Annotated in this window: 18 protein-coding genes; 13 read left to right on the top strand and 5 right to left on the bottom strand. The window is 48.5% G+C overall.

Annotated features, from left to right (window positions below):
* Positions 1 to 10: 10 nt before the first annotated feature.
* Positions 11 to 652, top strand: coding sequence for a precorrin-2 dehydrogenase/sirohydrochlorin ferrochelatase family protein (locus POF51_RS20335; RefSeq protein ID WP_139135919.1), 642 nt, complete (start codon positions 11 to 13; stop codon positions 650 to 652).
* 41 nt (positions 653 to 693) lie between these two features.
* Here the strand turns inward: POF51_RS20335 and POF51_RS20330 are convergent, their stop codons facing one another.
* Positions 694 to 1,473, bottom strand: coding sequence for a GNAT family N-acetyltransferase (locus POF51_RS20330; RefSeq protein ID WP_271755991.1), 780 nt, complete (start codon positions 1,471 to 1,473; stop codon positions 694 to 696).
* Between the two features lie 90 nt (positions 1,474 to 1,563).
* Here POF51_RS20330 and POF51_RS20325 point away from each other — a divergent pair, with 90 nt between their 5' ends.
* Complete coding sequence (locus tag POF51_RS20325) at positions 1,564 to 2,259, top strand: hypothetical protein (protein ID WP_069846277.1); 696 nt, start codon at positions 1,564 to 1,566, stop codon at positions 2,257 to 2,259.
* The gene (locus POF51_RS20320) at positions 2,243 to 2,803 is read left to right on the top strand and encodes a peroxiredoxin family protein (protein WP_069846276.1); all 561 of its coding nucleotides are present in this window, start codon (positions 2,243 to 2,245) and stop codon (positions 2,801 to 2,803) included. The genes POF51_RS20325 and POF51_RS20320 overlap by 17 nt, the downstream gene beginning before the upstream one ends.
* Positions 2,804 to 2,851: 48 nt before the next feature.
* Here POF51_RS20320 and POF51_RS20315 read toward each other — a convergent pair whose 3' ends face one another.
* Together POF51_RS20315 and POF51_RS20310 are read right to left on the bottom strand one after the other, a co-directional pair.
* Positions 2,852 to 4,084, bottom strand: a complete 1,233-nt coding sequence (locus POF51_RS20315; protein ID WP_271755990.1) for a cation:proton antiporter — start codon at positions 4,082 to 4,084, stop codon at positions 2,852 to 2,854.
* A 2-nt stretch (positions 4,085 to 4,086) separates the two neighbouring features.
* The gene (locus tag POF51_RS20310; RefSeq protein ID WP_069846275.1) at positions 4,087 to 4,584 is read right to left on the bottom strand and encodes a cation:proton antiporter regulatory subunit; all 498 of its coding nucleotides are present in this window, start codon (positions 4,582 to 4,584) and stop codon (positions 4,087 to 4,089) included.
* A gap of 326 nt (positions 4,585 to 4,910) precedes the next feature.
* On the opposite strand from POF51_RS20310, the gene POF51_RS20305 reads away from it, so the two are divergent.
* Entirely contained in the window at positions 4,911 to 5,165 is a 255-nt protein-coding gene (locus POF51_RS20305) for a hypothetical protein (protein WP_017247372.1), read from the top strand.
* Positions 5,166 to 5,214: 49 nt separating this feature from the next.
* Here POF51_RS20305 and POF51_RS20300 read toward each other — a convergent pair whose 3' ends face one another.
* On the bottom strand, positions 5,215 to 6,507 hold the full coding sequence (locus POF51_RS20300; protein ID WP_106836450.1) for a dicarboxylate/amino acid:cation symporter: 1,293 nt from the start codon (positions 6,505 to 6,507) through the stop codon (positions 5,215 to 5,217).
* A gap of 248 nt (positions 6,508 to 6,755) precedes the next feature.
* Between POF51_RS20300 and POF51_RS20295 the strand changes: the two genes are divergently transcribed.
* From POF51_RS20295 to POF51_RS20285, 3 genes are all read left to right on the top strand, one after another.
* Positions 6,756 to 7,493 (top strand): copper amine oxidase N-terminal domain-containing protein, encoded by a 738-nt coding sequence (locus POF51_RS20295; protein WP_069846269.1) that lies wholly within the window; start codon positions 6,756 to 6,758, stop codon positions 7,491 to 7,493.
* A gap of 213 nt (positions 7,494 to 7,706) precedes the next feature.
* Positions 7,707 to 8,393, top strand: a complete 687-nt coding sequence (locus tag POF51_RS20290; RefSeq protein WP_017247369.1) for a response regulator transcription factor — start codon at positions 7,707 to 7,709, stop codon at positions 8,391 to 8,393.
* The gene (locus POF51_RS20285) at positions 8,362 to 9,816 is read left to right on the top strand and encodes a HAMP domain-containing sensor histidine kinase (RefSeq protein WP_069846267.1); all 1,455 of its coding nucleotides are present in this window, start codon (positions 8,362 to 8,364) and stop codon (positions 9,814 to 9,816) included. The genes POF51_RS20290 and POF51_RS20285 overlap by 32 nt, the downstream gene beginning before the upstream one ends.
* A 5-nt stretch (positions 9,817 to 9,821) precedes the next feature.
* Here POF51_RS20285 and POF51_RS20280 read toward each other — a convergent pair whose 3' ends face one another.
* Positions 9,822 to 10,871 carry a DctP family TRAP transporter solute-binding subunit gene (locus tag POF51_RS20280; RefSeq protein WP_069846265.1) on the bottom strand — a complete coding sequence of 350 codons (1,050 nt, stop codon included), beginning with the start codon at positions 10,869 to 10,871 and terminating at the stop codon, positions 9,822 to 9,824.
* Between the two features lie 97 nt (positions 10,872 to 10,968).
* On the opposite strand from POF51_RS20280, the gene POF51_RS20275 reads away from it, so the two are divergent.
* From POF51_RS20275 to POF51_RS20250, 6 genes are all read left to right on the top strand, one after another.
* The gene (locus POF51_RS20275; protein ID WP_271756018.1) at positions 10,969 to 12,540 is read left to right on the top strand and encodes an ATP-binding protein; all 1,572 of its coding nucleotides are present in this window, start codon (positions 10,969 to 10,971) and stop codon (positions 12,538 to 12,540) included.
* A complete protein-coding gene (locus POF51_RS20270) occupies positions 12,527 to 13,288 on the top strand; it encodes a response regulator (RefSeq protein ID WP_271755989.1) in 762 nt (253 codons plus the stop codon). Before POF51_RS20275 ends, POF51_RS20270 begins: the two co-directional genes overlap by 14 nt.
* Entirely contained in the window at positions 13,275 to 14,642 is a 1,368-nt protein-coding gene (locus POF51_RS20265; RefSeq protein WP_069846256.1) for a sigma-54 interaction domain-containing protein, read from the top strand. Before POF51_RS20270 ends, POF51_RS20265 begins: the two co-directional genes overlap by 14 nt.
* A 49-nt stretch (positions 14,643 to 14,691) precedes the next feature.
* Positions 14,692 to 15,621 carry a S66 peptidase family protein gene (locus tag POF51_RS20260; RefSeq protein ID WP_069846254.1) on the top strand — a complete coding sequence of 310 codons (930 nt, stop codon included), beginning with the start codon at positions 14,692 to 14,694 and terminating at the stop codon, positions 15,619 to 15,621.
* A gap of 210 nt (positions 15,622 to 15,831) precedes the next feature.
* Positions 15,832 to 16,203: a DUF4280 domain-containing protein gene (locus tag POF51_RS20255; RefSeq protein WP_069846252.1), complete on the top strand. Its 372-nt coding sequence runs from the start codon at positions 15,832 to 15,834 to the stop codon at positions 16,201 to 16,203.
* Positions 16,204 to 16,241: 38 nt separating this feature from the next.
* On the top strand, positions 16,242 to 19,283 hold the full coding sequence (locus POF51_RS20250) for a late control protein (RefSeq protein WP_271755988.1): 3,042 nt from the start codon (positions 16,242 to 16,244) through the stop codon (positions 19,281 to 19,283).
* Positions 19,284 to 19,288: the final 5 nt, after the last annotated feature.

Here is a 19,288-nt window from a genome sequence, read left to right as displayed (position 1 = left end):
GGGAACGCTGGTGACGCACTATGCCATGATGGTCAATCTACAAAACAAGCGTTGCTTGGTGGTCGGTGGCGGGCAGGTAGCCGAGCGGAAAATCGGTAGTCTGCTTGTTGCTGGTGCGGATGTCACCGTTGTGAGTCCCTCCTGTACGGCAACCATCCTTGAATGGGCACACGCTAAGAAGCTGATGGTAGCACTGCGACCCTTTACCCCACAGGACGTAGGAGAGGCAGTGCTCATTATCGCGGCGACGAGTGATCCCGCCGTCAATCTGGCTGTATACGAAGCGTGCCGTCCGCAGCAGTGGATCAATATCGTTGATCGCCCAGACCTCTGTTCTTTTACCGTTCCATCCGTCGTTGCACGTGGAGACTTGCAGATTGCTATCTCTACGGGTGGGAACAACCCGGGTCTGGCGAAGAAAATGCGCCGCCAGCTCGAAGAGTGGGTGGGACCGGAATACGAGGACTACACGCTTTTTCTCGGCAGCATGAGAAGACAAGTACTCTCGCTGGCGGTGAGCGAAGCGGACAAACGGGCAATCTTGGCAGAGCTTTTGGACGACCGATTTTTACAATGGACCAAAAACGGCGAAACCGACCGAAGGGATCGGGAGGCAGAAGCGCTGCTTAACAAAAGACTAGATCAACGCTGAAAATAGGATGGCTCTCACTAAGCTACTTGGTGGGAGCTTTTTTAGTTCTTTAGCCAGATCATTTCCAAATGCCTCACGACCTCTTGAAAGCCGAGCTTGCTGTACATTTCTTGCGGCGTATCATCTGCATAGGTCGTCAAGTACATATGGGTGGCGCCGAGTTTTTTGGCGTCCTGCATCATGACCCGAATGATTTCCGTGCCGAATCCTCTACGCTGCCAGTCATCCAGTATAAAAAATTCCTCCATTCGAACGAGCTCCTTGTAAAGATGCCATTCACATGCACCGACCGGCTCCTGATCGACAAAGCATACATACGGTATGATCTCGCCGTTTTCATAAATCTCTTTTTTCCGGTTCGCTTTTCGGACAGCAAAATCAGGATTGATCGTGACGGAATCACTAGTAGTAAGACAGCGAATGCCTGCTTCCATGACTTCGATTGAATCCCCACGTAAAACGGAGCATTGTGGATTCGGCGCCAGTTTATCGGCAACATCCAACGGTGCAAGCATGTACAGCATCGTATTTACTTCAAACCCAAGCTGAGTGGCAAAAGACACGAATTCTTCTGAAAAAGGTAGCGACGGGTGCAGTTCTAGCTTCAAGTGGCCGAGCTGCTGGTCTTTGGCATGTCTTAGCTCTTGCTCAATGTAAGCTCGTAGCCAGTCTTGCGTGGGAATCGACATAATTTCTGTATAATTATGGCTATACATGTCTGGGACCGATTCATCGCGATATACGCGCACTTGTGGATGCTCTGTTCGCGTAGAAAAAGCAAGGGCATAGCGCTCCTGCAAAGTAAAAATATTCGTGAGCATTCCTTTATTCCCCATTTCCTGATATGGTGATAATTGTTTGGATACTTGTCTTCCTTAGAGTAAGACATTTTCTAGAAGGAGGAAACGAAAATGTCCGATGCTTTTCAAATGGGTCCCTTTTTGTTGAAAATGAGCATGCTGGCGGTCATTGTTTCGCTTTCGCTCGGCTTTGTGGCCATTTCCGCTCAGCTTACACATAACCGAAAAATGAAATCAGCCATTATTGAGCTGTTGAGTAATGCGCTGGTGCTGGCATTTCTCGTTTGGAAGTTCAGCTACGTCCTGTTTCATTTTTCAAAAGTGGTGGAAAATCCCTCGTCCATTCTTTATTTTTCAGGGGGAGAAAACGGAGCCATGCTGGCAGTCGTGGCAGTTGTCATCTACCTCACCAAGACGGTACGCAAAAAAGCGATTCCTGTTCATTTCGTCGCCTTGGGGATGGCGATAGGTTTTCTTGCTGCAACTGGAGTTTACCAGCTGCTCACGGTCGTGTTAGAACAGAGCAGCATGTGGTATCACGTACAACAGGTCGCGATATGCGCCTTCTTTCTTTGGTGGCTGCATCGGGCAAAGGAAGGACTCATTCATCTTGTGGCTTGGCTTGCACCCGTGATGTGGTTTGCCATTAGCCAAGTCTATGTGCACTTTTTTGTTCCGAATCGAGAATCTATGTTTGCAGGACTTTCCGGCTATCAGCTCATGTACTATGCATTCGCTCTCTTGCTGCTCTTTTTGTCCAGACGAGTGAAGCCGATAGGGGGAACGACCGATGAAGAAATATCATAATGCATGGGCGATCGTCGTACTCTTGGGGCTTTTGGGATGGGGCATTTTTGATGCGGAATTCTTGAACAGGCAGGAGCCCATCGCTTCATCTGGCGAGCAAGGCAACGGGCAGATTGGGATTGAAAAAGGAAATACCGCTCCGGATTTTGAACTGCAGCAGATAGGTGGCGGTACGGTCAAGCTGTCCGATTTACGGGGGAAAAAAGTCATTCTCAATCTGTGGGCGACGTGGTGTCCTCCTTGCCGTGCAGAAATGCCGGACATGCAGCGTTACTACGAAGAGAATAAGGAACAAGGCGTAGTTATTCTCGGGGTCAATTTGACTGATACGGAGACGAGCCCGGAAGCGGTAGCGGATTTTGTGAAGCTGTATGGGATTACCTTCCCAATCTTGCTCGATCCCGAGAAAGAAGTGGCGAATGTGTACAAAGCCATTTCGATTCCGACCAGCTACATCATTGATTCGAACGGCGTGGTCCAGAATAAATACATCGGCCCGATGAGTGAAGAAATAATGGAGAACATGTTGTCTGCGATCAAATAGAAAAACCGACAGCAGGCATATCTGCTGTCGGTAGTCATGTCTCTCCTATTATCCAGCGTCTGCTTTGTTATCTGGTTCTTTGAGTGGTGCCTTTCGATCCAGACGAAACACAGTATTGAGCAACTTGTAAATATGCTTGGATTCCTTAGTCAACAATGGACCTAAAATGGCGAGAATCAAAACGTAAAGAGCCGCAAATGGCTGCAAAATTTCCATGAGTGCGCCCGCTTTTCCGAGATTAGCCATGATAATGGAGAACTCACCGCGAGAGACGATGGTTAGTCCAATATTGGTAGAAGCCTTGGGAGACAATCCGGCACTGCGTCCAGCCAAAAGTCCGGCTACGACGTTACCGAAAAGGGTGATGGCGACTGCCGCAATGGACAACCATACGGCTCCACCCAGCTCCAATGGATCAATTGTCAAACCGAAGCTGAAGAAGAACATGGCTCCGAAGAAGTCACGAAACGGCAAGATGAGATGCTCGATGCGCTTCATGTGTTGTGTTTCTGCCAAGACGAGACCTACGAGTAAAGCTCCGATGGCTTCGGCAACATGGATCGTTTCGGAAAAACCCGCAATCAGAAACAGAGCGGCAAACACCGTAATCATAAACACTTCGTTTGATTTGATGTTCAATGCCCGATTCAGGAAAGGTACGAGTTTGCGGCCTACGATAATGAGGAGGAGCATGTAGCCGAGTGCAATCAATGCGGATGAGAGTACGCCAGCAAGAGAGGTTGCACCGCTTAGCACCAAGCCGGACACGATCGAGATATAGACGGCCAAGAATATGTCTTCGAACATGATGATCCCCAAGATCATCTCTGTTTCGCGATTTGCTGTACGTTTGAGATCCACCAGTACTTTTGCCACAATGGCACTGGAGGAAATAGTGGTAATACCGGCGATAATCAATACCTCTTTGAGAGGGAAGCCAGCGGCCCAACCAAATACGAGGCCGAGGGTAAAGTTAATCACGATGTAGATCGTACCGCCTACGGCAATGGATCGACCAGCCTTGATCAGACGGCCTACCGAAAATTCCAGTCCGAGGTAAAACAACAGGAAGAGTACGCCAAGTCTGCCCATAAATTCGATGAGCGGGGCGCTTTCAATAAAGCGGAGATCAAACAAGCCGATGTCGGGAGCGTGTGGACCCACGATCATCCCGACGAGAATGTAGAAGGGTACGATGGAGAATTTTAACTTCATGGAGAGGAACCCCGCAATTGCTATGAGTGCGAGGGCAAGACCGACTTCAAAAACGATGTGCTCCAATATCACTCACCTCCGTTGCTGAGAATAGTCTTGAGAGCCTTCACCTGCTTCCGTTCACCTGCAACGACCAACGTAGATCCTGTACAAAGGACATACTCGGGGCCGGGATTAATCGTTTGTTTATGGTCTTTTTCGATAACAGCGATGATGGTAGCGCCTGTTTCTTGACGAATGTTGAGTTCCCCAATCGTCTTGCCAATGGCAGGAGCGTTCGATTCAATTTTGTACCATTCGATCATGAGTTTGTCTAACGCAACCTCGACTGTTTCCAGTGCAGATGGTTTGTACGTCAAGCCGCCTACGATGGCAGCAATTTGTCTCGCCTCATCATCGTCAAGGGTAACCATGGAGATTGTTTCGTCCATATCATCACGGTCAAAGTGATACATTTCCCGGCGGCCGTCATCGTGAATGACGATAACCAGCTTGTCGCCACTTCTGGTTTCGACCTGGTACTTCCTACCAATTCCTGGTAAATCGGATTCTCGAATAGAGAACATATAAGAACCTCCTTTGCGCAAAACACTGTATTGGCATAGATAGCTGCTCTTTTTTTCAGTGAGCAACAAGTCGTCAATAATTATTTGGAATTATATCCATTCCGGTGATATTTTAGTAATAATCCCTCCTGTTATGCGGATTATTGTCGACATTCATACCTACATCCACTATTATACACGAAATGACGTCATTTTTCTTCAAAATGAAACAATTTCATTAAAAAATGACACACTTATAAACGGACAGGAATATTAACTTTCCTCTAAAACAAGGTCACTCCTCATGAGTGGGCTTCGTATAGAGGTTATTTTAAGGATGATGAAACATGGCGAACAAACAGTATCGATTAACAGAAGCTGAATGGGTCTTTATTCAAGACATGCGGTCCATGGATATGGATGAGCTATTAGACATCGTGATCGCATTGCGCAATGAGGTAAAGGAACTGGAGAAAAAGGCGGAGCTGATTAGAGAGCGCGAGAAAGAGGGCTGGCAGGAGGAGTATCAGGCAGCACAGAAGCGAATTAATCACCTGCGCCAATTCGAGGTTGAGCTTCGTAAGACATGGCCAAATGACTAAAGCAAAAAGAGGTTCTCTCTGAAGTAGGAGAACCTCTTTTTTATATGGACTAGGCCGTGATCGGTTTTGCTTCTGAATCGTTGTCCGACTCGATGGCGGTTTCGTCTGTTTGTTGGACGCGTCCCGGATGGAACTCATTTTCATGCTTGGCTATGACCACGGTAGCTACGCCATTTCCAATCAGATTCGTAATGGCACGAGCCTCTGACATGAAGCGATCAACGCCGAGCAAGAGCGCAATGCCTTCGACCGGAATAACTGGGAAGGCTGCCAAGGTAGCGGCGAGTGTAATGAAACCAGAACCTGTTACACCGGCAGCCCCTTTTGACGTAATCATCAGGATTCCTAAAAGAGTGACCTGTTCCCAGAAGCTGAGCTCGATGCCATAGGCCTGGGCGATAAAAATGGCAGCCATAGATAAATAGATGGAGGTACCATCCAGGTTAAACGAGTAGCCCGTCGGCACGACCAGACCGACAACGGATTTGGAGCAACCGTACTTCTCCAGCCGATCCATCATTCTCGGAAGAGCGGACTCTGAGGAGGAGGTGCCAAGCACGAGCAGGATTTCCTCTCGAATGTATTTGATAAACGCGAAGATGCTGAATTTGTAGTAGCGCGCGATCCCGCCCAGTATGAGAATAATGAACAAAAACATCGTGATGTAGACAGCCGTCATCAAAAGGCCCAGTCTGGTCAGCGAACCGATGCCGAATTTGCCAATCGTGTACGCCATTGCGCCAAATGCAGCTAGCGGAGAAACCTTCATGATCATGTTGACGACACCAAAAAATCCGTGTGCCAGCTTATCAAACAGCTTGATGACAGGCTGGGACGCTTGCCCCATGGCAGCGAGTGAGAGACCAAACAGGACAGCGAAGAACAGAATAGGCAACAGCTCGCCTTTTGCCATAGCCCCGACGACATTTTCCGGGATGATCCCCGTAATAAAATCAATAAAACCGTTGTTACTCTGAGCAGCAGCCTCCGTGTACTTGGAGACGTCCCCGCTGGTCAGACCCGTTTTGTCAAAGCCTACCCCAGGCTTGATCAGGTTGACAACCAACAGTCCGATCGCCAATGCGATTGTGGTAACGATTTCAAAATAGAGCAGTGCTTTGCCGCCGATCTTTCCGACCTTTTTCATGTCTCCCATACTGGCGATTCCATTTACGACAGTGAAGAAGACAATCGGTGGGATGACCATTTTGATCAGTTTGACAAAAATATCGGCCAACACCTTCAGCTCTGCGCCAAATTTGGGTGCAAAATGACCAACTAAGATACCGAGAATGATGGCAATTACAACCTGTACGGTCAGATTTTTAAAGTTGATCCGCATGAAATTCGTTCCTCCTCCAGGTTTTGAAAACGCTTTATTCCTCTTTTTCGCATTGTATAAATTGGCTGGAAAATTGAAAATAATGCGGTCATATTGGTTGTTTTGGTCCTTTTGGTCACAGAAATCCCCTCAAATTGGAAAGGAAAAAATCAATTGTTGACATACTCTCGACACGAACAATAGGTAAAGTAGGAAATGTACATAGTGACACGAAAGAAATAGACAACCGGGAGAATGGAGGATTTTCTATGTTCAAGAAGCAATATCTGGCGATTGCCTCAGCGTTGATTCTGACTACCACGCTTATTCCGACGAGCTCTCAAGCAGCGACTGGAACGAAGAATCTGCAAGCTAAGTACAACAACATTAAAGTTATTTATAACGGCGCAGCTGTTCCAACTACAATCGAACCATTCATCGTAAACGGAACCACGTACATTCCACTTCGCATGATGGCTGGCGTATTCAACAAGGATGTAGCATGGGATGGCACGAAGTACACCGTTACGGTAAAAGACATGCCTAACTCCCAACACGCAAACGAGTTGGCTGCACGTGATGCTCAAATCAGAAGCATGCAAGGCACAATTGACAGCCTGAACAAACAGATTACTGATTTGAAAAACAGCAAGAGCAACAGAGATGATGACGATGATGTCCAAGATGACCTGGACGACCTGGAAGATCAACTCGACAAGGACTACGATGACTTCAAAGATATCGAGTGGAAGTTCACGCTGAAGGGCGATGAAGATGATATCGATGTAGAAATTGAGGTTGACCTGGATGAGTTCCAAGACGAGTACGATGATATGGATGATTCCGATTTCGAAGACCTCGTTGAAAGTGTAGTAAAAGACATTTGGGATGAGTTCGATGATGCTGACATTGATGGCGAAATCGTTGACGAGGATGGCGACAACCTGCACGATTTCTCTGCTGATGCTAGCGATGAAGAAATCTTTTTCGAAGATGACAAAATCTAATTAACTTCCTCTATAGTGGGGACGTTTCTCACAAAAAAAGCCTTGCTCCTTTACATGGGATGCAAGGCTTTTTTCCTATTTTCCAAAAACATCAAAGGCAAATTTTAATACAAGGTTGTAAACTGATAGAATAGAAGTACGTAGAGTATAGAGGACCATGCGAGAATTCGCGAATAGGAATGATTATATGTCTGTAAATCAGGTAGGGAAGATATGAAAAGTATTTTATTGGTAGAAGATGAACTAGTGATATCGCGCGTGCTGAAGGCTTACTTGCAAAAGGCAGGGCATGAGGTCTGGCAAGCGAATGACGGGATCGAGGCCGTGCAGCTTTTTGATGAAAAAAAGCCGGATTTGGTTCTATTGGATGTCATGCTCCCTGAACGCAATGGTTGGGAAATCCTCCAGTATATTCGCGAAAAGAGCTCCTGTCCGGTCATTATCATGACTGCGCTCGGCCAGACAGACCAAAAGCTCAAGGGACTGAATCAAGGAGCAGATGACTACATAACGAAGCCTTTTGTCGCGGACGAAGTAGTGGCGCGAGTAAATGCGGTGCTGCGGCGCTCTGTTATTTTGGTGAAAGATCAAGAGACCCGACTATTTGGAAGCTTGAAAATAAACTTTCAGTCCCATCACGTGACGTTGCACGGTCTCGAACTGACGTTTCACCCGCGCGATCTGTCCTTGCTGCTTTTTCTGGCACAAAATCCGAATCAGACCTTTACCCGTGAGCAATTGATTGAACAAGTATGGGGAATAGACTACGGGGGAAGTGACCGTGCCGTAGACCTGGCGATCAAGCGAGTCAGAAAGACTCTGGAGAATTGGCCGGTTCATGAGGGCGAGATCAAGACGCAAAGAGGGGTTGGGTATCAATTCTGTGTTTATAAAAAATAATGAGCCTGTATCGCTGCTGCGTTATTGGACCACACGCTATCTGCTTACCCTCGTGATCGGGTTGCTCATCATTGGGGCTGTCTCTGCTTATTGGATCAAGTACGCTGCGATTGAAAAGCAGATCGAGGTCACGCGATTGTTTGCAGAGGAAGTGGCTGATCGAGTCGTCGATGATGTTGGGAATATTTTGGTGGGGGAAAAACTTCATCAGGTATTGGATAATCGGCGTAAGTTTATGGGTGTTGATCGCAACCTGATTTTGTTCATTGAAGATGTAAAAGGAGAGGTCGTTTACAGTCGACCAACCAAGCTTCCCCCTCCCTTGCAGCAGGCAGCACCTGAGTTGTTGGAGCAGGCAGATAGGTGGGATAAAGTGAGGCATCCGTCAGGTGAGACACTGTATGTAGTGAGGAAAAATTTAGAATACAATGATCGAGTCATTGGCAAGGTGATCTTGCTTTTCCCAGAAACAGATATCAAAGTAGGTAAAGAAGAAATCCAATATTTGGTTATCATGCTGGGCAGTTTGGGTGTGCTTGGCTGGGCGGTTATTTATTTTCATGCGCGGAAGCTGTCTGAGCCGATTCAAAATGTGGTGATGTCCGCTCGCCAGATCGTAGAAGGAAACTACGACGTCTTGATCAATAAAACGATCAAGGAAAAGGAAATTCACGAGCTGGTGCATACGTTTGCGGAAATGGCCGACCGTCTTCGGCAGCTGGAAAGTATGCGAACAGAGCTTTTGGCTGGAGTAACACACGAGCTGAAAACCCCCGTTACGTCGATTAGTGGATTAATCCAGGCAATTAACGACGAGGTGGTTTCCGGTGAGGAGCAGAAGGAGTTTTTGGAAATCTGCTTGAAGGAAACGAAGCGTCTGCAAAAAATGGTAGAGGATTTGCTAGACTTCAATTCATTTGCCGTAGGAGCGATCACCGTTTGTCAGGAAGAGCAAAACGTGAACAAGCTGATCCGCGAGATCGCCTCACAATGGCGGATTGTCCACGACCTCGGTCACGTCACGTTTACCGTTGAGGTTCTAGAAAAGCAGACGATGATCTATGTCGATCCGGGCCGTGTACAGCAAATCTTGATTAACCTTTTGAACAACGCAAAACAGGCTGTTGGTGAGAATGGGAGCATAGCGCTCACTCTCTACGAGACGGACACGGATTTACGAATCGACGTCAAAGACGATGGGCCGGGAATACCCGCAAAGGAACAGCCACTTGTGTTCGAGCGTTTCTTTCGGGGAAGCAATAAAAAAGACAAAGTACGTGGGCTCGGTTTGGGGCTGTCCTATTCTCGCATGATGGCGAAGGCTCTTGGCGGAGATCTCCTCCTCGCAAAAAGCACGTCAGAGGGATCAGTTTTTACGCTGATTTTGCCCATGCGCAAGGAGCAGAGCGAGGAGATTGATTGAGAGCTTCACCGGCGTTGGTGGAGCTCTCTGATTTTCTGCATCAATGGTTCTCCGATACTCGGAGCGAACTGATCGTAGACTGGCTGCAACGCTGTGATCCAGGCCGCACGTTCTTTTGCTGTCTGTATGTGGATGTGCATTCCCCCATTTTCTTGGAGCAAGCGCAGCTGTTTGTCATTCATCGAAACAGCCAATTGATTATTGTAAGCTGTCGCTTCTTGCATCGCTTCCGATATGGCCTGCTGAATATCGGCGGGGAGATTGTTCCAAAACGTTTTATTAATCACGACGGCGTAGCCCAGATAGCTGTGATTGCTGATGGTCATGTGCTTTTGTACTTGGTAAAGCCGCTTGGTGTACACATTGGAGATTGTATTTTCTTCGCCGTCTACTTTTCCGGCAGCTAGCATGCTGTATAATTCATTGAAGGAAGAGCCTACAGGGATTGCCTGAAGCGTGCGAAACTGAGCTTCGATCACGTTGCCTGGAATGATACGCAAACGTTGGCCGACAAAATCGGAAGGCATGACCAACGGACGATTGGCTGTCACTTGCTTAAAGCCGCTTCCCCAGAAGGCCAGTCCTTTCATATCAGAATCTTCAAGCTTGTCGAATAGTATTTGGCCGATTTCCCCATTGAATACCGTTTCGACATCCTCTTGCGATCGAAACAGATAAGGCAGATCAAGGACAGCCCACTCGGGAATCGTGTTTGACAGATAGGAGAATGCAGGGGCGATCATCTGGATTTCGCCGTTTTGCAGTGCAGCCATCTCAGTTTTCTCGGTGTGGAGGATACTATTGGAAAAGACCTGGACCTCAACACGTCCGTTTGTCTTTTCCTTCACTAGCTGGGAAAAGCGTTCGATAGTCAGACCCTTTGGCGTGTTTTCCGCAATCACATGGCTGAACTTGATAATGATTTGATTGGACAGCCCCACCTGTTCTTCGTCGTATCCTCTGTTTTCCATCAGGAAATCTGATCTGAAGCCTATAATGACAGCGCTCACAAGTCCGAGCAGGACAATGAATGTACTGGTTACCAACGATTTCATTTTCATACACCTGCTTACGTTTAATGAATTTGAGTATAAACCCAATGGAAAGGAAAGAACGAACCTGTTTGAACGATTAACAATCAAATGGAAGATAATGCTACTCTCCGTAGGAATCGTTCTTTTTTCCTTGATCATCGGAAACTTGATCATGGCCGGAGGGATTATTCGGATTACGGAAACCCAACTGGGACAACGGCTGATGACCACAGCGCGCACGGTTGCGACGATTCCCAATGTACAAAAAAGCATTCAGGAACCAGACGGGTGGAAGGTCATCCAACCGACAGCAAACAGCCTGCGCGTCGTCAATGATGTGACGTATATCGTCGTACTGAATAGGGAGCGTGTCCGTTACTCAGACCCAATAGATGAGCGGATTGGTACCGTGTTTATGGACCCTGCGGTTGATGAGGCCTATGCCGAGCACTCCTATTTTCAAAAAGTCAAAGGAGAGATGGGAACGGCTCTGCGGGCCTACGTGCCGATCATGGATGACCAGCATCAGCAGGTGGGTGTTGTCTTGGTCGGACGTGTGATGCCGGATGTTTGGGGGATCTTGTACAGTGAGCGAAACAATATCGCGCTGACCTTTTTCTTCTCCTTATTGTTCGGGGTGTGGGGCTCTTATCAGTTGGCCCGTCACATGAAAAAGCAGATGCTCGACCTAGAGCCGGACGAAATCGCACGAATCCTGGTAGAGCGAACCGCGACCTTCCATGCCATGCACGAGGGAGTTATCGCCATCGACAATCGGGAGCGAATCACGATCTTTAACGACAGAGCGAAGCAAATTTTTGGCATAGAAGGAGAGGTGCTGGGCAAACACATACGGTCTGTCCTGCACGACACCAGATTACCAGAAGTGCTGGAGCTACGCCAGAATTTTACCAACACGGAAATTCACGTCGGCAATACACTGCTCTGGTCCAACCGTTTTCTGATCAAGGTCGAGGAAAAGGTCGTCGGCGCCATTGCGATTTTTCAGGACAGAACAGAAGTGGCGAGAATGGCGGAGGAGCTGACAGGCGTAAAAGAATTCGTAGGTGCACTGCGGGTACAAAATCACGAGCACATGAACCATTTGCATACCATCGCAGGTTTGCTCCAGCTCCATCAGCATGAAAAGGCACTCGCGTATTTGTTCGAGGTCAACGAGCAGCAGGAGGAGCTTACCTCCTTTTTAACGACGCGGATCATGGATGAGAATTTATCTGGGCTCTTGATTGGCAAAGTAAGTCGCGGAAGAGAGCTGGGCATCCGTGTCGTCATTGATCGCAGGAGTCATCTGGAATGCTTTCCACCGTACATGGATCATCATAATTTCGTGCTCATTTTGGGGAATCTGATCGAGAATGCCTTTGATTCACTGGAGCGAATCGAACGCGAGGATAAGGAGATCATGATCAGTATCGAGCAAGACGAAGAGATTTGCTCCATTCTGGTGGAGGACAATGGAATCGGCATGGACGAAGAGACGCGCCAACGTATGCTGGAACGGGGATATTCTACGAAAGAACGAGCGCACCGTGGACTTGGTCTGCATCTGGTGCAGCAATTGGTCAATAAAGGGGGAGGCGAGCTGGTATGCCATTCGGCACGAGGAGAAGGGGCCAGCTTTCTCATTACGTTTCCGATGGGGGAGGTGGAGAGCCATGGAGAAGGATAACGACAACATTCGTGTACTGATAATGGAAGACGATCCGATGGTACAGGAAATCAACAAGCAGTTCATAGAGCGCGTCCCGGGCTTTGTCGTGGTCGGAATTGCAGCCAACGGGGCAGATGGACTCAAGCTAGTGAATGAGCTCACACCTGACTTGGTGATCATTGATATTTTCATGCCGATCCAGGACGGGGTGAAGGCGCTGATGGAGTTGCGCGCCGCCAAACATGCTGTGGACGTCATCGTCGTGACAGCTGCAAAGGACAAGACCACGATTCAGTCCATGCTGCGCAATGGGGCGATGGACTATATTATCAAGCCGTTTCAGTTTGAACGGATCAAGCAGTCGCTGGACAACTATCGAGAGTTTCGCCGACGGATTGATTGGGAGGGAACCGCATCCCAGGATGAGGTCGACCAGCTGTTATTCCGCAAAAGTCCAGAAAAAGAACAAGACGATGCCACTACAGGCAGGGCAGTGCTACCGAAGGGACTGCACGCTGTCACGATGGAGCAAATCATGCGCCAGATCGAGAAAGAGAGTCAGCCGCTCTCGGCAGATGACGTGGCCGAACGCGTAGGGATCGCGAGAGTGACGGCCAGACGGTATTTGGACTATCTGGAGAAGAGCGGGAGTGTCAGAATGGATGTCAGCTATGGTGGGGTAGGCAGACCGACGAATCGCTATGTACGTGTCACTCCACAAGATGCGGGGGGCACGGGAGGTAGAGAGCGCCATGATCGATTATGAAGCCCTGATAGGCTCGCTGTTTGATATCGTGCACGTAACAGACGCAGAAGGCAGGACTTTGTATGGCTCGGAACGATATGAAGAATTTTTCGGAATCGATCCCAGGGAGATGATGGGCAAGCGTATCGAGGAGTTTCATCACCTCGGCTATTTTGCTCCAACGATTACGATGCGGGTCATTCGCGACAAGAAAAAGGTACACACGATTCAAACCACCCGCAAAAATCACAAGCTTTTTGTGGAAGGCACACCGATTTGGGATCAGGACGGGAATTTTAGCGGAGTGATCCATACGTTCATTGATATCACGAGCCAGGAGCAACTCCAGCAGGAATTACATGAAGTCAAGTACGTCAGCACGGTCTTGCAGAGTGAAATGACGAAGGAGAACAACAGACAAAAAGGAGAGACGAGCTTGATCTACCGCAGTCAGTCCATGGAGCAGGTCGCGATGATGGCCAAAAAACTGTCGCAGGTAGAATCATCCATGATCCTGTTAGGAGAATCAGGTGTCGGAAAAGGCGTGCTGGCAAAATACATCCACGAGTGCAGTCCGCGGGTGGACAAGCCATTCGTGCATATCAACTGCGGAGCCATTCCTGAGACACTGCTGGAGTCAGAGCTGTTTGGCTATGAAAAGGGTGCTTTTACAGGAGCGTTCAAAGATGGTAAGGCAGGTTTAATTGAGAAGGCAAATGGAGGCACGCTGTTTTTGGACGAGATCGGGGAAATGTCACTCTCCTTGCAAGTGAAGCTGCTGAATGTGTTGCAAGAAAAAACCATTACGCCCGTAGGCAGCTCTGTTTCGCGAAAAGTAGATGTAAAGCTGATCACTGCCACGAATAAAAACCTGCGGCAAATGGTCAAGGAAGGCAAGTTTCGCGAGGATTTGTACTATCGCATTCACGTGGTACCATTGGAAATTCCACCGCTGCGCGAAAGGCAGGAAGAGATACCCGTGCTTGTTCATTACTTTCTCAATGTCTTTTCGCAAAAGTACTGTTTGGAAAGACAACTCGCAGATACCTGCTATCGCATCCTCAGTGAATACGATTGGCCTGGCAATGTACGAGAGTTGGAAAATGTGGTGGAACGGCTCGTCGTCACGTCTCACGATGTCTTCATTACACCCGCGCAAATTCCGCGTTATATTCATAACCAAGAGACTAGTGTGAACAAAGGGATCAAGGTCGATCGTGTAATGCAGATGCAGGATGCCATGGATGAGGTGGAACGCCAGCTCGTGCACCGGGCGTATGAGCAGCATAAGACGACGACAAAGGTAGCGGAAGCGCTCGGAATCAGTCAGCCGTCTGCAAGTCGCAAGCTGCGAAAATGGCTATGCACCATGTGACACAGATGTACGATAATGGGGAGAGAACCCGGAGGAGGAGACTGGACAGATGAACAAAGGGAAAGCAATGCGAGCGGGAGATACAATCGGAGTAGTGGCAACCTCTAGTCCTGCTACAGAAGAAGTACTGAACAAAGCAATGGCAGAGCTGCAAGGTTTGGGATACAAGGTGAAAATATCGGATACGTGCCGAGAAGCGTACGGTGGGTATTTGGCGGGAACCCCTGAGCAACGGGCGGCTGAGCTGAATGCCATGTTCGTCGACGAGGAAGTGGACGGGATCATGTGCATGCGCGGCGGTTACGGCTCCCCGCAAATACTGTCCTTGCTCGATTATGACCTCATCGCCCAAAACCCGAAGCTGTTTATCGGCTACAGCGACATTACGGCGCTGCATACCGTCTTCGGACAGCGTGCGAATCTGGCTACCCTTCACGGACCGATGGCAACCTCAGACATCGCACATGGACTGGATGACTGGTCCAAGCAATATTTGCTGCGTGCCATGACTCGCCCCGAGCCATTGGGAGCGATCATTAATCCGCCGGGGGAAGAAATCGTCTGTCTCGTCGAAGGTCAGGCAGCTGGACCCGTAGTCGGCGGGAATCTCGCCCTCGTCTCTGCTTTGATGGGGACGCCTTACCAGCTCGATACGAGAGGCAAGCTGTTGTTCCTCGAGGATATCGACGAAGAGCCGTACCGGATTGACCGCATGCTGACACAGCTTGCTCAAGGCGGCTTGTTTGATGATTGTGCGGGCGTCGTCATCGGGACATGGACCGATTGTGAGCCGAAAAAGCGCGAAGGCTTCTCTGTCTGGGATGTGTTTCAAAATATCGTCGTGCCGTACGGAAAACCGACCATCTGGAACATTCAGATCGGACATGGCGCATGCAACATTGCTCTCCCTCTGGGCGTAGAGGCCAGTCTCGATGCGACAAACGGTGAACTGGTCATCGAAGAGAGTGTAACCATATAACGAGAATGCTTTTTCTTTCAGGAAGGCTTCCCCAACCATTGCAGAGTTGGTGGAGGCCTTTTTGGGTTATTTAGAAAAATAAGGAAACGGGACGTTTGACCCATAAATTACTTTCCAGTTTATCCCGATTATTAGATGGAATGTAAAAATAAGACGGAATATGGAAGTTGCTTGCAGAGGATTTTTTTGGAAAGGGGGATAGGTCTAAAGATGCTAGCGTTACTTCAAGCACTTGCAATGGGGTTGTTCAGCCCCGAGTACTCATATGTCGTGCGGGGAGCGACCCTCAAGTGTAGCAAGGGAACCGACCCCGGCATATTGAATTTGCCCTTGTGCCATGGCGTTTATAGCCTAGATAAGCCTGTCATGAATGTTGCCGATCATGTCCCTGGTGTGAACATCGGATGCTTTGGGTTTTGCACAGCGGCAGGAGGAGGACTGTGTGTGCCACAGACGACCTCGAAATGGACAGATGGAAAGCACGATGTGCTCATCGACAACGAGCATGCCTTGCTGAGCAAGTCGCAGCTAGTCTGCAATCTGTCAGGCATCATCACGATTGAAACAGACGGTCAGGATTGACGCTTCCCATTGCTTGCTAGAGAAGGAGGGGAGAGAACATGCAGCGTACAAGCGGGGTCATGACCTATCAGGATATAAAATTCGTTTGGCCATATGGACCGATCCGGCTAGATCAGCTGGAGTTCGTCCATCAGACAGGCACGCATGCCAGGCTCACGATCACAGGAATTGTCCCGGAAGAAAAAGAGGACGAGATCATCAATCGTGCCGGCACCCACGATCCCATCGAGCTATACAAAGTGGAAGGCGGGCAGAAGCAGCCGATTTTCATGGGGCGCTTGGATCATGTGGAGATCAAGGTCGTACGCGACATTCACTACGTCACGCTACAGGCCGTGTCGCATACATATGCTTTGGACATGAGCGTGAAAATACGTTCGTTTCAAGAAGTGAATCGGTTGTACCGGGATGTCGTAGATGAGATCATGTCCGTCTATCACGGTGGAGATGTCATCGATCAAGCCTTCGACGACCGTAAGCAGGGCAAATACATCATGCAGTACGAGGAGACAGACTGGACCTTTTTAAAGCGAATCGCGTCCCATGTCGGAGCCGTCCTCGTACCGGATTTGAGTGCGCATAAGGTACGCTTGTGGATCGGCATGCCCGAGGGACGCAAGCAAATCAAGCTGGAAGAAGAATCTTCGTACGAGGTCAACCGGGCCATCGCGCCGTACATGAAAAAAGCCGCAAACGGCTCCTCGTCCGTCAGCGAGTATCATTACACGACGTACGCATTCGAGTACGAAGACCTGCTACAAATCGGGGATGAGGTGCAGCGGGAAGGCCAAACGTTTGTCATTACGAAAGTGACTGGGAAGCTGGAGCAGGGACTCCTGAGATGGAGCTACGTATGCGCCGTGCCTGAAGCCGTCAAGCAATCGAAGCTGTACAACAAGGCCATCATCGGTGCGGCGATCGACGGAAAAGTGATTCAAATCGGACGCAATCAGGTCAAGCTCCACCTGAACATGGACAAAAAGCAAGAGCCAAGCAAAGCTCAGTGGTTCCCGTACGCGGCGGAAGGCAACCAGATTTTGTACCTCATGCCAGAGCTCGGTTCGAAAGTAAAGCTGTACTTCCCAAGCGCCGATGAAGACGACGGCATGGTCATGAACTCCGTACGTCATGCGCCAAAAGGAGCAGCCGCCGAGAAGCAGGATCGGCAAATGCAGGACCCCGGTGTGAAGTCGTTTGGGAATCCGCAGGGGAAAGAGTTTACGCTCGGGGATAAAGAGCTGACGATGACTGCTCAGGAAGGGATGCTCTACATCTCGATGAACAAGGATGTAGGCATCAGTCTGAACAGTACCTCGGATGTGAATATCAGTGCGAGTGGTGCGCTGAGCTTGAGTGGTGCGGCTGTGTATTTGTCCGGGACTGAGAGCTTGAACATGAAAACGGCGTCGAATACGATAGAACTATTGGAGGAAAACAAATCCAGTAGTGAGGAAATTAAGCTGGAGGCGACCGTTCGTCAGGCGTTTCCGATGATATTAAGTGCGTTTGAACAGGATTTGAAGGAAAACGGTCAGGCTGCCATCATAGCCCGTAGAGCCTTCAACAACCAGGTTGCTGAGGTAAAAGGGAAGTTAGATGCCTTTGGAGATACTTTGGCGGGGTTGTGGAATACCGCAGTAGATGCCGGGGACATGCTGCTGACAGGACTTGCGGGAGAAGAGAACACGCAAGATTTATATGAATTTGTAAGCGGCGAAGAAGTAGGCACACTGAGAGAACGCAATGGCATCGTGAAAGGCATCGAGCAAGGCGTAAACAACACGCTCAATTATGTGGGAGATACGTTTTCGGGCAAGAAGTCGGGCGATGAAATCCTTTCAGATATAGGGAAGCTGGGAGAAGGTCTTTACAACGAGTATCTCGATCCATTCGCGAAGGACGCCCAATACAAACAAGATAACTTGTTTAACGGCGGCTTGTGGACCAGATCGGAAGACGAGAGCTATGCGAAGGGTCAGAATGAGTTTAAGAAAGACATGGTGGTAGCAGAGGTAGCGGTAACCGTTCTTAGTGCTGGTACAGGTACAACTGTTATGCGGACTGCGAAAATGGCCGATAAGCTGGATGGGCCGAATGGCAAGAAAAAGTCTGGTGATCAAGAGGGAAATGGGAAAGGTGCCCTTTTGCCTGATTCTCGTAACAATGAAGTAATGCACGTCATTCTTAAGGATGGAAAGCTAAAGACGGCGGCTAAGAGTTTTGCAGAGTCGTTGAATAAATTAAAAGAAATAGTTGATAAGTTCATTGAGCAGATGAAGGGTGTGTTTAATGGAAGAATTGTAGTTCTCAGAGATGCTGTTACGGGTCAACCTATGGTTTATTGGATGCGGCATGACGATTTGCCTGGTAATGGAGGCGGTGGTGGAGGGAATCATCGTCGTAAGGATGGGAATGAAGACCTGGAGAGAGAAGAAAGAGAGAGAAGAGAAAGAAGAGAAAGAGAAGAGAGAGAGAGAAGAGAGAGAGAAGAGAAAGAGAGAAGAGAAAGAGAAGAAAGAGAGAGGAGAGAAAGAGAAGAAAGGGAAAGAAGAGAAAGAGAAGAAAGGGAAAGAAGAGAACAAGAGCAGAGGGATACTGAGGGGACGGGTAAAGGTACTATTGACAACGAGTTAACTGAACCTTCGTTGCCTAAAGGTGGAAAACCAAGAGGAAATTATGCAAATCCTGAAGGTGGCAGAGGAAATATAAGACAAAATGAAGCTGCCGACTTATTTGCAGAACAAGGTTACGATATTGAAATGTTGGATGAAATTGATGGAGGAAATGGTTATGGTCTAAAAGAAGGGAAAAATCCTGATTTCCTAATTGAGGGGAAAGTGTTTGATTGCTATGCTCCTGATGTCGATACTCCAATTGATAGTGTTTGTAAAAAAATAAAAGACAAGACTAAAAATCAAGCCAAAAGAATTGTGCTTAATCTAGATGATTATCCTGCTGAAAATATAGATGAGCTATTAAAGACTATTTTGAGGCAAACAAACCCCAAGGCAAATTTAAAACACCTGGATGAACTCATAATCGTTAAGGATGGTCAAATTACTAGGGCTTTTGGGAGGTAGGAAGA

Source organism: Brevibacillus sp. AG, from assembly GCF_028369215.1.
GTDB lineage: Bacteria > Bacillota > Bacilli > Brevibacillales > Brevibacillaceae > Brevibacillus > Brevibacillus porteri.
This window is presented reverse-complemented; position numbering and strand designations above follow the sequence as displayed.

What these genes read in the sequence shown, in the direction of transcription:
- POF51_RS20280 (WP_069846265.1), bottom strand. Translation starts at nt 10,871, where the DNA reads ATGAAATCGTTGGTAACCAGTACATTCATTGTCCTGCTCGGACTTGTG.
- POF51_RS20275 (WP_271756018.1), top strand. Translation starts at nt 10,969, where the DNA reads ATGCTACTCTCCGTAGGAATCGTTCTTTTTTCCTTGATCATCGGAAAC.
- POF51_RS20295 (WP_069846269.1), top strand. Translation starts at nt 6,756, where the DNA reads ATGTTCAAGAAGCAATATCTGGCGATTGCCTCAGCGTTGATTCTGACT.
- POF51_RS20260 (WP_069846254.1), top strand. Translation starts at nt 14,692, where the DNA reads ATGAACAAAGGGAAAGCAATGCGAGCGGGAGATACAATCGGAGTAGTG.
- POF51_RS20265 (WP_069846256.1), top strand. Translation starts at nt 13,275, where the DNA reads ATGATCGATTATGAAGCCCTGATAGGCTCGCTGTTTGATATCGTGCAC.
- POF51_RS20290 (WP_017247369.1), top strand. Translation starts at nt 7,707, where the DNA reads ATGAAAAGTATTTTATTGGTAGAAGATGAACTAGTGATATCGCGCGTG.
- POF51_RS20325 (WP_069846277.1), top strand. Translation starts at nt 1,564, where the DNA reads ATGTCCGATGCTTTTCAAATGGGTCCCTTTTTGTTGAAAATGAGCATG.
- POF51_RS20255 (WP_069846252.1), top strand. Translation starts at nt 15,832, where the DNA reads ATGCTAGCGTTACTTCAAGCACTTGCAATGGGGTTGTTCAGCCCCGAG.
- POF51_RS20330 (WP_271755991.1), bottom strand. Translation starts at nt 1,473, where the DNA reads ATGCTCACGAATATTTTTACTTTGCAGGAGCGCTATGCCCTTGCTTTT.
- POF51_RS20305 (WP_017247372.1), top strand. Translation starts at nt 4,911, where the DNA reads ATGGCGAACAAACAGTATCGATTAACAGAAGCTGAATGGGTCTTTATT.
- POF51_RS20250 (WP_271755988.1), top strand. Translation starts at nt 16,242, where the DNA reads ATGCAGCGTACAAGCGGGGTCATGACCTATCAGGATATAAAATTCGTT.
- POF51_RS20320 (WP_069846276.1), top strand. Translation starts at nt 2,243, where the DNA reads ATGAAGAAATATCATAATGCATGGGCGATCGTCGTACTCTTGGGGCTT.
- POF51_RS20300 (WP_106836450.1), bottom strand. Translation starts at nt 6,507, where the DNA reads ATGCGGATCAACTTTAAAAATCTGACCGTACAGGTTGTAATTGCCATC.
- POF51_RS20310 (WP_069846275.1), bottom strand. Translation starts at nt 4,584, where the DNA reads ATGTTCTCTATTCGAGAATCCGATTTACCAGGAATTGGTAGGAAGTAC.
- POF51_RS20270 (WP_271755989.1), top strand. Translation starts at nt 12,527, where the DNA reads ATGGAGAAGGATAACGACAACATTCGTGTACTGATAATGGAAGACGAT.